This window comes from Actinomadura sp. KC216 (assembly GCF_004348535.1).
In the GTDB taxonomy this organism is placed as follows: domain Bacteria; phylum Actinomycetota; class Actinomycetes; order Streptosporangiales; family Streptosporangiaceae; genus Spirillospora.
Window position 1 is genome coordinate 1 of record NZ_SMJX01000270.1, and the last position, 11,216, is coordinate 11,216.

The 11,216-nt window shown below is 72.3% G+C and carries 10 protein-coding genes; 9 read left to right on the top strand and 1 reads right to left on the bottom strand.

What is annotated here, in order from left to right; all coding sequences use genetic code 11:
* The coding region (locus E1264_RS45635; RefSeq protein ID WP_279491735.1) for a BadF/BadG/BcrA/BcrD ATPase family protein at positions 1–1,084 on the bottom strand (1,084 nt) is incomplete at its 3' end.
* 61 nt (positions 1,085–1,145) lie between these two features.
* On the opposite strand from E1264_RS45635, the gene E1264_RS32775 reads away from it, so the two are divergent.
* The 9 genes from E1264_RS32775 to E1264_RS32815 all read left to right on the top strand — a co-directional run.
* Positions 1,146–2,150, top strand: a complete 1,005-nt coding sequence (locus E1264_RS32775) for a MurR/RpiR family transcriptional regulator (protein WP_243711306.1) — start codon at positions 1,146–1,148, stop codon at positions 2,148–2,150.
* Complete coding sequence (gene murQ / locus E1264_RS32780) at positions 2,147–3,043, top strand: N-acetylmuramic acid 6-phosphate etherase (RefSeq protein ID WP_132179697.1); 897 nt, start codon at positions 2,147–2,149, stop codon at positions 3,041–3,043. The genes E1264_RS32775 and murQ overlap by 4 nt, the downstream gene beginning before the upstream one ends.
* A 150-nt stretch (positions 3,044–3,193) precedes the next feature.
* Positions 3,194–3,862 carry an HAD family phosphatase gene (locus E1264_RS32785; protein WP_243711307.1) on the top strand — a complete coding sequence of 223 codons (669 nt, stop codon included), beginning with the start codon at positions 3,194–3,196 and terminating at the stop codon, positions 3,860–3,862.
* 24 nt (positions 3,863–3,886) lie between these two features.
* On the top strand, positions 3,887–4,396 hold the full coding sequence (locus E1264_RS32790; protein ID WP_132179699.1) for a hypothetical protein: 510 nt from the start codon (positions 3,887–3,889) through the stop codon (positions 4,394–4,396).
* 65 nt (positions 4,397–4,461) lie between these two features.
* On the top strand, positions 4,462–6,093 hold the full coding sequence (pruA, locus tag E1264_RS32795; protein WP_132179701.1) for an L-glutamate gamma-semialdehyde dehydrogenase: 1,632 nt from the start codon (positions 4,462–4,464) through the stop codon (positions 6,091–6,093).
* Between the two features lie 80 nt (positions 6,094–6,173).
* Positions 6,174–6,584, top strand: coding sequence for a Rid family hydrolase (locus tag E1264_RS32800; RefSeq protein ID WP_132179703.1), 411 nt, complete (start codon positions 6,174–6,176; stop codon positions 6,582–6,584).
* A gap of 164 nt (positions 6,585–6,748) precedes the next feature.
* Positions 6,749–7,459, top strand: coding sequence for a haloacid dehalogenase-like hydrolase (locus tag E1264_RS32805; protein ID WP_132179705.1), 711 nt, complete (start codon positions 6,749–6,751; stop codon positions 7,457–7,459).
* A gap of 102 nt (positions 7,460–7,561) precedes the next feature.
* Positions 7,562–9,517 carry an acetoacetate--CoA ligase gene (locus E1264_RS32810; protein WP_132179707.1) on the top strand — a complete coding sequence of 652 codons (1,956 nt, stop codon included), beginning with the start codon at positions 7,562–7,564 and terminating at the stop codon, positions 9,515–9,517.
* Between the two features lie 244 nt (positions 9,518–9,761).
* A partial coding sequence (locus E1264_RS32815; RefSeq protein ID WP_132179709.1) for a serine/threonine-protein kinase occupies positions 9,762–11,216 on the top strand: 1,455 nt, incomplete at its 3' end.

Sequence of the window (11,216 nt, forward strand, 5' to 3'; positions counted from 1 at the left end):
TCTCGGGGTGGCCGGGCGGAGCCGGGTCGCCGCGCGGGCCGTGCGCGCCCGGATCGCCGCGCGGCCCGTGGCCGCCGGGATGGCCCGGCGGCCCGTGCGTGCCCGGATGGCCCGGGGGCCCGTGGGAGCCGGGCGATCCGTGCGAGCCCGGCGGCCCGTGGGAGCCCGGCCCGTGGGAGCCGGACGGGCCGGGCGGGCGGTGCGGACCGGCGGGGCCCTCGCCGGACGCCGGATGCGGGACGTGCCCGGTGGGCGGATAGCGCCCGTTGCCGGGCGGTTGACCTGGCCCGTCGCCGGACGGGCCAGGGGGGTCGGGGACCAGCACGGCGGTGGCCGTGCCGCTCCTGAGGGACGAGGGGCCGAGAGGGGTGCCGGCTCCGGAGGAGAGCATGACGGCCTGCGACAGCAGGTGGGCGCCCGGTGACGACGAATGGGCGCCGGCCATGGCCAGCGCCCTCGGTCGGCGGGGTCTCCGCCGTTCCGCGTCGATCTCCGCGACCACGGTGGCGCCCAGCAGCGCCCGGGGTACCGAATCGGTGAGCAGCGTCGGGGAGCCGCGGCCGTCGTAGGCGGCGAGCGCGGCCCGGACGGCCTCCTTCCCGAGCCATACCGCCGAACCCTCATCCCCGACGAGCCAGCCGTAGCCGTCCGCGCGCTGCACGATCGTCCCGTCGTTGATGACCGCCGCGCCGGCGCCCGTGCCGGAGAACACCACGATGCCCTTGGGCTCGCTGGTTCCGGCGTGGAACGCCACCGCGATATCGGTCACCACCGCGGGCGAGCCGCGCAGGCCGACGGCCTGCCACGCCTGCCGCGCCGCCGCGACGGCCGCGGGCCGCCCGGCGGAGCCGGCGCCGGCGATGCCGAACACGCCGGTGAGGATGTGGGTACGGTCAAGGTCCCCGAGCGCCTCCCGCAGGGCGGTGGTCAGCGCCCCCGCGGTGTCGCCTCCAGAGTTGGGATTTGCTCCCGGGCCGGTGCCGGAACCGGCCAGAGCACCCCCCAGCGTCAGCACGACGCAGCGGGTCTTCGTGCCACCCGCGTCGATACCGACCACGTAAGGACCGGCCAAATGGGTCAACACATGGCGACCGTAGCCTTTTCTACCGTTGACGTGACATCCTGCGCGTAAGAAAATTTCCATCATGAGGAAACCCATCGGCTCCGAACGGAGCCACGAGCAGGGCCCCGACCGGGGGATCGCGGGGGAGCCCGGTCCACCACGGGACGAGGCGGCGGGCCAGGCCCCGGAGCGGGACCGGGACAGCACGCCGCTGAGCACCGTGGTCCGGGTCCGCTCGCTGCTTCCCTCGCTGCCCCCCGCGGAGCGGCGAGTCGCGCAACGCGTCATCGACGACCCCGAAGGGGTCGCCAACTCCACCATCACCGAACTCGCGCAGACGTGCGGTACCTCCGAGACCACGGTCATCCGGTTCTGCCGGGCGATCGGGTTCCACGGGTACCCAGAGCTGCGGCTGACCCTCGCCACGGAGGCCGGACGCGCCCAGAGCGCGGCCGGAGGCAGGGTCATCGGCAGCGACATCAGTCCCGACGACTCCCTCGAACAGATCGTAGAGAAGGTGACCTTCGCCGATGCCAGGGCCGTGGAGGAGACCGCCTCCCAGCTCGACATCAAGATGCTCGAACAGGTCGTGGACGCGGTCGTCGCCGCGGACCGGGTCGACGTCTACGGCGTCGGCGCCAGCGCGTTCGTCGCGGCCGACTTCCAGCAGAAGCTGCACCGCATCGGGCGGGTCTGCTCGGCATGGGCGGACGCCCACATCATGCTCACCAGCGCCGCGGTGCTGGGCAGCACGAGCGTGGCGATCGGCATCTCGCACACGGGCTCGACCGTGGAGACCATCGACGCGCTGGAGGTCGCCAAGAGCAGGGGCGCCAAGACCGTGGCGCTCACCAATTTCCCCAAATCCCCGATCGCGGAGGTGGCCGACCTGATCCTGACCACGGCGGCGCGGGAGACGACCTTCCGCTCCGGCGCCACCGCGAGCCGGCTGGCCCAGCTCACGGTGGTCGACTGCCTCTTCGTCGGGGTGGCCCAGCGCACCTACGGGCCCACCCGCAAGGCCCTGGAAGCCACGTTCGAGGCGGTCCGCGGCCGGACCGTGCGACCCGACCGGAGGCGTCGGTGATCGATTGCGAGCTCCCCACCGAGGGGCGGAACCCCCGCACCCTCGACGTCGACACGCTGCCGACCCTGGAGGTGCTGCGCCTGATCAACTCTGAGGACGCGACCGTTCCGATGGCCGTGGCGTCCGTCCTGCCGGAGGTTGCCCGGCTGGTGGACCTCGCCGTGGAGTCGCTGCGCGCTGGAGGACGCGTGCACTACTTCGGCGCGGGCACGTCGGGACGGCTCGCGGTGATCGACGCGGCCGAGCTGCCACCCACGTTCGGCATATGGGGGCGGGTGGTCGCCCACCACGCCGGTGGGCCGGGCGCGCTGTCCCAGGCGATCTCCGACGTCGAGGACGACGTCGAGCTCGGCCGCCGGGACTCCCGCGACGTCCGGCCCGGCGACATCGCCGTCGGCATCGCGGCGAGCGGCCGCACACCCTATGTGGTGGGCGCGCTGCGCGCCGCCCGCGCCGTCGGCGCCCGCACCGCGCTGATCAGTTGCAACCCGCACACCCCCTACGGGGACGAGGTGGATGTGCACATCGGCCTCGCCACGGGGCCGGAGGTGATCAGCGGGTCCACCCGGATGAAGGCGGGCACGGCGACCAAGCTCGTGCTCAACTCCTTCTCCACCACACTGATGATCAGGATGGGCCGGACCTATTCCAACCTGATGGTCAGCGTGAACGCGCTGAACGGCAAGCTGCGCGCCCGGCTCGTCCGCATCCTCACGGAGGCGACGGGCATGGACGCGCGGACCTGCGAGAACGCGCTGACGGAAGCCGGAGGGAACACGCGCGTGGCGCTGGTCTCACTGCTCGGTGAGGTGCCCGCGGCACGCGCGTCGGTGGTACTCGAAGAGACCGATGGGGGCGTGCGGGAGGCTCTTCAACGGCTCAGATCAGCCTGATCGAAGGATCCGGGGGCCGGCCGGTAGTTGGGGCCGGCGGCCTTTCGGACGGGGTTTCAGGAAGATCGGACGGGGCGTCAGGGAGATCGGACGGGGTGTAGGGCAGAACGGGGTTCGGGGGTTTGGTCCGCAATCGCCTACGATCGGGCCGTGCCAGTACAAGGAAGCGCGACGGTGCAGGCCGCGCAGGTCAAAGCTGTCATCACCGACTGGGGCGGGGTGCTGACCTCACCGCTCACCGAGGCGATCGACGTGTGGCTCGCCGCCGAACGCATCGACGTCCAGCGGTACAAGGACGTGATGCGCGCCTGGGTGAAGCAGGCGTACGACGGGGCGGGGACGAACCCCATCCACGGTCTTGAGGACGGCAGCCTCCCCACCGAGGAGTTCGAGCGCCTCCTCGCCGCCGAGCTGCTCACCGCCGACGGCGGGCCGGTCGCGGCGGCGGGGCTCATCGCCCGCATGTTCGGGGCCTTCACCCCCGTCCAGCCCATGTACGACGCGCTCCGCGCGGCCCGCGCCGCCGGAGCGCGTACGGCCGTGCTGTCCAACTCGTGGGGCAACGACTACCCCAGCGACCTGTTCGCCGAGGTCTTCGACGCCGTCGTCATCTCCTCCGAGGTCGGCCTCCGCAAGCCCGACGAGCGGATCTTCCGGCACGCGCTCGACCTCCTCGGCCTGGACGCCGCCGAATGCGTCTTCATCGACGACATCGAGCACAACGTCCGCGCCGCGGAGGACCTCGGGCTGCGCGGCATCCACCACACAGGGCCCGACACCACCATCGCCGAACTGCGCGCGTTGAAGCTCTTGCCCTGACCGTCTGGCAGACTTGCTCACCTCATGCGCGTCTACCTGCCGTCCACGCTCACGCTCCTCGCCGGCGTCCACGCCGCCCAGGAGATCGGCCCCGCGCCGGTCGCGGCGCACGCGGTCACGCCCGCGCTGCGCGAGTGGTACGCGGGCGGCGACCTGGAGGAGCTGGAGTACGCGGCGATGTCCGCCGCCGCCCGCGCCTCCCTGCGCCTCCTCGCCGCCGACCCCGCCGCCCCGCGCCGCCGCGTCGTCCTCGCCGCCGAGGTCCCCGACCACCTGGTCACCTGGCCGCGCGGCGACGCCGGGCTCGCCAACGACGACCGCGCCACCGTGACGCTCTCCGAAGCCGTTCCGTGGAAGAAGATCGCGTCCGGGCATGTGGACGACGCAAACGCCGCCGACGACATCGCCGCCGCCGCGGACGCCCTCCCGGCAGCCGACGCGGGCGACGACGACGCCCGCTTTACCGTCGACGGCGCGGAGGGCCACGAACTCCTCTGGTACGCCACCCAGGAACTCCCTCACCTGCTCGACTGACCGGCATATGGGCGGGTAGGTCCCGGCACATCGGACAACGCCGTCGGAACCGCAGGAGAGCCGCCATGGACGCCGCGACCACAGTCCCGGTACCGGTGAACGAACGCGTCAAGACCTACGCGCCCGGCAGCGGCGAGCGGGCCGCGCTGGAGGCGAGGATCAAGGAGCTCGGCGGCGGGCAGACCGAGCTGACCATGACGATCGGCGGCGAGCAGCGCATGGGCGCCGGGACGCCGATCGACGTCGTCGAGCCGCACAACCACGCCCACGTCCTCGGCCGGATGGGCGACGCGACCGAACCGGACGTCGCCGAGGCCGTCGCCGCCGCGCGCGAGGCGGCGCCCGCCTGGCGCGCCATGCCGTTCGAGGACCGCGCCGCGATCTTCCTGCGCGCCGCCGACCTCCTCGCCGGGCCGTGGCGGGCGACGGTGAACGCCGCCACGATCCTCGGGCAGTCCAAGTCCGTCCAGCAGGCCGAGATCGACGCCGCCTGCGAGCTGATCGACTTCTGGCGGTTCAACGTCGGCTACGCGCAGCAGATCCACGAGATCCAGCCGCTGTCGTCCCCCGGCGTGTGGAACCGCCTCGACTACCGGCCGCTGGAGGGGTTCGTCCTCGCGATCACGCCGTTCAACTTCAGCGCGATCGCCGGGAACCTGCCGACCTCGCCCGCGCTGATGGGCAACGTCGTGGTGTGGAAGCCGTCCCCGACGCAGCAGCTCGCCGCGCATTTCACGATGCGGCTGCTGGAGGCCGCCGGGCTCCCGCCCGGCGTGATCAACCTCGTCACCGGCAACGGGCGGGCCGTCTCGAACGTCGCGCTGCGCCACCCCGACCTGGCCGGGCTGCACTTCACCGGGTCCGCCGCCACCTTCCAGGCCCTCTGGCGGACGATCGGCGAGAACATCTCCGCCTACAAGGGCTACCCGCGGATCGTCGGCGAGACCGGCGGCAAGGACTTCGTCGTCGCCCACCCGACGGCCGACCCGGCGGTGCTGAAGACCGCGCTCGTCCGCGGCGCGTTCGAGTACCAGGGGCAGAAGTGCTCCGCCGCGTCCCGCGCCTACATCCCGCGGTCCGTCTGGGGCCGGATGCGGGACGAGTTCCTCGCCGAGACCGAGTCCCTCACCATGGGCAACGTCGCCGACGACCTCTCGCTGTTCATGGGCGCGGTGATCGACGACCGCGCGTTCGCCAAGCACCGCCGCGCGATCGAGCGGGCCCGCGAGGTGGACACCATCGAGATCCTGGCGGGCGGCGAGCTGGACGACTCGCGGGGCTACTTCGTCCGCCCGACCGTGCTGGAGTCCTCCGACCCGACCGACGACATCTTCACCACCGAGTACTTCGGCCCGATCGTCGGCGTGCACGTCTACGACGACGGCGACTACGACGCCGTCCTGCACCAGATGGAGAGCGTGTCCGAGTACGGCCTCACCGGCTCGATCATCGCCGAGGACCGCGCCGCGGTCGCCGCCGCCACCGACACGCTCCGGTTCGCCGCCGGGAACTTCTACATCAACGACAAGCCGACCGGCTCGATCGTCGGGCAGCAGCCGTTCGGCGGCGCCCGCGCGTCCGGCACCAACGACAAGGCGGGCTCGGTGTTCAACCTGACCCGCTGGACCAGCGTCCGCTCGATCAAGGAGACGCTCGTCCCGCCGACCGACTTCCGCTACCCGCACATGGGCCCCTGACAGGCCGAAATAACCGGAGGCGCGGCGGAGGATCCTTTGAAAGGCTGGCCGTGATCTTGCCTGATCCGAAGGGAATCACCATGGCCAGTGCCGTCACACTGATCCGCTCGTCCTCGCTGTCCGACGTCGCCGAGTACGCCTACGCGGCCACGGCACCCGCCGGATCCCGCCTGATCTTCCTTGCCGGGGCCTGCCCGCTGAACGAGGACGGATCGACGGCGGCGGTCGGGGACTACGCGGGGCAGGCGGCGAAGGCCGTCGAGAACCTGCGGACCGCGCTGGCGGACTCCGGCGCGTCCCTGCACGACGTCATCAGCACCAGGGTTCTCGTCGCGTCGAGCAGGCAGCCGGACCTGGTGGCCGCCTGGGAGGTGGTCCGGGACTCCTTCGGCGACCACGACGTCCCCAGCACCCTGATGGGCGTCACGGTGCTGGGCTATGACGACCAGCTCGTGGAGATCGAGGCCATCGCGGCCGTGCTCGACTCCTGAGGCGGCGATCGACTCCTGAGGCGGTGATCGACCGGACCTGACGGGCACGGTTGCGGACCGTGCCCGTCAGGCCGGACGATAAGCTCGCCCCGCCGCTCCGGTGGGGCGAGGCGGTGCCGGGGACGCCGCCCGTCCACGCTCGTCCAACCTCGCATGGGAACGGGATGTCGACGCTGAACCGTCTGGTGCTGTGGAACATCGATCACACCCTGGTCGACGTCGCGCGGGTCACCCGGGACGCCTACGCCGAGGCGTTCCAGCGGACGATCGGGCGCCCCCTCGTCCGGCTGGCGCCCACCCCCGGCCGCACCGAGTCCGAGATCATCTTCGAGACCCTCGCGTTCAACGACGTCGTCACCACCGACGACCACCTGCCCGCCTTCATGGCCGCGCTCGCCGAGGCGTTCGCGACGCGCCGCGCCGACGTGCGCACCCACGGCCGCGTCCTGGCCGGGGCCAGGGAGGCCGTCGAGGCGCTCTCCCATGTGCCAGGCGTCGTCCAGTCGGTGCTGACCGGGTCCGTGCAGCCGAACGCGGTCGTGAAGGTGACCGAGCTGGGCCTCGCCCCCCACCTCGACCTGGAGGCGGGCGGCTACGAGAACGGCGTCTACAGCAAGGCCGCCCTCCTGGAGCTGGCCCGCACCCGCGCCGGGGAACGGCACGGCGCCCGCTACTCCGAGGCCGCCACCGTCTACATCGCCGACTCGCCGCGCGACGTCCAGGCCGCCCACATCGCCGGGTCCCCGATCATCGCCGTCGCCACCGGCAGCGCCACCGAGGCAGAGCTGCGCGCCGCGGGCGCCGAACACGTCGTCGCGACGCTCGCCGACACCAAGGCCGTGGTCAGCGCCATCGCGGACCTGACCCGCATCTGACCGCTCGCCGGCCGGCGCGTACGCTCGGGACCGATCTGGGAGGTTGCGCCGTGTGCGGCCCGGACGGATATTGGGATCGCCACGCGCCGCGGAGGGAGAGAGATGACCCGTGAGGTTGCCGAAGGTTCGCCGCTGTGGGAGCCGTCGGAGGAGGTCGTCGCCAACGCGCGGGTGACCCGCTTCGTCCACTGGCTGTGGGACCGGGGCGTCCTCACCGAGACCTACGACGACCTCTGGCGCTGGTCGGTGACCGAGGTCGACGCGTTCTGGGACGCGATCTGGTCCTACTTCGAGGTCGTCGGCACGCGGGGCGACGGCCCGGTCAGGACGGGCGGCCCCATGCCGGTGGACGGCCTGAAATGGTTCCCCGGCGCGACGCTCAACTACGCCGCGAACGCCCTCCGCCGGGCCGGGCAGACCCCCGACGAGACGGCGGTGATCTTCCGGTCGGAGGCGGGCGGGCACCGCCTGCTGACGTACCGGGAGCTGGCCCTGCACGTGGCCGAGGTGCGCGCGGGCCTCGCCGAGCTGGGCGTCGGCAAGGGCGACCGGGTCGCCGCGTACGTCCCGAACATCCCCGAGGCGCTGATCTGCTTCCTGGCGACGGCGTCGCTGGGCGCGATCTGGTCGTCGTGCTCCCCTGACTTCGGCTCGTCCTCGGTGATCGACCGGTTCGCGCAGATCGAGCCGAAGGTCCTGATCGCCGTGGACGGCTACGCCTACAACGGCAAGCGGTTCGACCGGCGCGAGATCGTCGGGGAGATCGAGGCCGCGCTGCCGACCCTCGCCGCGACCGTGCTGATCCCGTACCTCGACCCGGCCGCCACCCCCGGCGACCTGCGCGTCGGCATGCACTACGGCGACCTGCCGCGTCCCGGGCACGACGAGCTGGAGTTCGAGGACGTCCCGTTCGACCATCCGCTGTGGGTGGTGTACTCGTCCGGGACGACGGGGCTGCCGAAGCCGCTCGTCCACGGCCACGGCGGGGTCGTCCTGGAACACCTCAAGGCCCTGTCGTTCCACCAGGACCTCGGCCCCGGCGACGTGTTCTTCTGGTTCACCACCACCGGCTGGATGATGTGGAACTACCTCATCGGCGGCCTGCTGGTGGGCTCCACCGTCGTCATGTACGACGGCGCCCCCCTCGACCTGTGGACGCTCGCCGCCGAGAACGGCGTCACCTACATGGGCGTCGGCGCGCCCTACATCACGGCGTCCGCGAAGGAGGGCCGCCGGCCCGGCGCCGAACTCGACCTGTCGGCGCTGCGCGGCATCGGCTCGACCGGTTCGCCGCTGCCGCCCGAGGGGTTCGCCTGGGTGTACGAGGCGGTCGCCGACGACCTGCTGCTCGGCTCGTTCTCCGGCGGCACCGACCTGTGCACCGGCTTCGTCGGCCCCTCGCCGCTGCTGCCGCTGCGCGCGGGCGTCATCCAGTGCCGCGGCCTCGGCGCCAAGGTGGAGGCGTTCACCGACGACGGCAAGCCGGTCATCGACGAGGTCGGCGAGCTGGTCATCACCGAGCCGATGCCGTCCATGCCCGTCTTCTTCTGGAACGACGAGGGCGGCGAGCGGTACCGCGAGTCCTATTTCGACATGTATCCGGGCGTGTGGCGGCACGGCGACTGGGTGAAGGTCCTCCCGGACGGCGGCTGCGTCATCTACGGGCGGTCCGACTCCACGCTGAACCGCGGCGGCGTCCGCATGGGCACGTCCGACTTCTACCGCGTCGTGGAGGCGTTCGAGGAGATCGCCGACAGCCTCGTCATCGACACCGGGCGGCTCGGCCAGGAGGGGCGGCTGCTGCTGTACGTCCAGCTCGCGGAGGGCGCGTCCCTCACCGACGACCTGCTCGGGCGGCTGAAGCGCGAGATCCGCTCGTCGCTGTCGCCGCGGCACGTCCCGGACGAGGTGCACGCCGTCCCCGGCATCCCGCGGACGCTGTCGGGCAAGAAGCTGGAGGTCCCCGTCCGCAAGATCCTCCAGGGCACCCCGGTCGACAAGGCCGCCAACCGCGACTCGATGGCCAACCCCGAAGTCCTGTCCCATTTCACGCCGTAAGTCCTGTTCACCGGACGTTCGATTTCGCTTGGGTGACGGCTTGCTCACCCGTACCGCTGTGAGACGTGACGGCATTAGGGTGGTGCTCCGGTCCAAATGCGTCTGATCGGCGGCGTGTAGGGCATATCACGCCGTATGGTCTCAGGGCCGGTGAACTTCCCCTCGGTCTCGGGCGTCACACTGTCGGAGGGGTGATCCGGGCCTGGGGGATGGCCCCGTGATCGAGAGAGGGACGGTTCCACGCATGGAGGTTGGGGCGCTTCGGTCCGGTGACCCGGATCGGCTCGGGTCGTACGCCCTGATCGGCCGGGTGGGCGAGGGCGGCCAGGGCGCCGTGTTCCTCGGCGTCGACGACGACGGCCGCCAGGTCGCGATCAAGCTGCTGCACGCGGATCTCACGTCCGACGACAAGGCCCGCGCCCGGTTCCTGCGGGAGCTGGAGGTCGCCAAGCAGGTCGCCCCATTCTGCACCGCCCAGGTCATCGACGCGGACGTGGACGGCGACCGCCCCTACATCGTCAGCGAGTACGTCGCGGGCCCGTCGCTGAACCAGCAGGTCCTCGGCCAGGGCCCGCTCGACGGCGCCGCGCTCGACCGGCTCGCCGTCGGCACCGCGACGGCCCTCGCCGCGATCCACCAGGCGAAGATCGTCCATCGCGACTTCAAGCCGCACAACGTGCTGATCGGCCCGGACGGCCCCCGCGTCATCGACTTCGGGGTGGCGCGGGCGATCAGCGGCGGCACCACCCTCACCAGCCGGGTCATCGGCACCCCGTCCTACATGGCGCCCGAGCAGATCAGCGGCGACGAGGTCGGGACGCCCGCGGACGTGTTCTGCTGGGCGGCGACGCTGGTGTTCGCGGCCACCGGGGAGCCCCCGTTCGGCCAGGACAGCATCCCCGCCGTGATCAACCGCATCCTGAACGAGGAGCCCGACCTCGGCGACCTCGAAGGGCAGCTGCGCGAGCTGGTGCTCGACTGCCTGGAGAAGGACCCCGCGCGCCGGCCGAGCGCCCGGCAGGTGCTCATGCGGCTGCTCGGCCACGAGGGAACCTCGCGGATGGACGCGCCCGTCGCCGCTCCCCGCCCGTCCGGCGACACCGACGAGACCGCGATGCTCGCCGCCGGATCGGTCCGCGCGGCGGAGCTCGACGACGGCGAGCTGTTCCCGCCCGACGCGGACGACGACGCCCCCCTCTTCGAGGACGAGCCCGGCGACGGCCCGCTGTCCGGGTCGAGCGACGACTGGCCCGCCGAGAGCACGCTGCCCCGCGACCTCGTCACCGTCAAGGCCGGCGCCGGCGCCGGCGCCGACGCCGACGCCGACGCCGGTGACGGCGACAAGAGCGGCCGCGGGCTGCAGCGGCGGCTCATCGGCTCGGGCCGGTCCGCCGCGCTGGCCGGGGCCGCCGCGCTGTTCGTGGCGATCGTGGTGGTCTCCTCCGTCCTCGCGCTCGGCTCCCGCGACAACGGCAAGGCGGGCCAGAAGGTCAGCGACCCGAGCGCGCCGCCCGCGTCGACCGACGTCCTGCCGAGCATCCCGTCGACCAGCCAGGAGCCGACCAAGAGCCGGACGCCGTCGTACCGTCCGACGACGCCCACCTGGACGCCGTCCGAGAGCCCGAGCGAGTCCCCGACGGACACCGGCAGCCCGACGCCGTCCACCTCGACGAGCACCACGCCGCCCCCGGACCCGTCC

Bases quoted from the DNA above. Each gene is read 5' to 3' on its own strand.
- E1264_RS32775 (WP_243711306.1), top strand. From the start codon at position 1,146: ATGAGGAAACCCATCGGCTCCGAACGGAGCCACGAGCAGGGCCCCGAC.
- E1264_RS32790 (WP_132179699.1), top strand. From the start codon at position 3,887: ATGCGCGTCTACCTGCCGTCCACGCTCACGCTCCTCGCCGGCGTCCAC.
- pruA (WP_132179701.1), top strand. From the start codon at position 4,462: ATGGACGCCGCGACCACAGTCCCGGTACCGGTGAACGAACGCGTCAAG.
- E1264_RS32800 (WP_132179703.1), top strand. From the start codon at position 6,174: ATGGCCAGTGCCGTCACACTGATCCGCTCGTCCTCGCTGTCCGACGTC.
- E1264_RS32805 (WP_132179705.1), top strand. From the start codon at position 6,749: ATGTCGACGCTGAACCGTCTGGTGCTGTGGAACATCGATCACACCCTG.
- E1264_RS32810 (WP_132179707.1), top strand. From the start codon at position 7,562: ATGACCCGTGAGGTTGCCGAAGGTTCGCCGCTGTGGGAGCCGTCGGAG.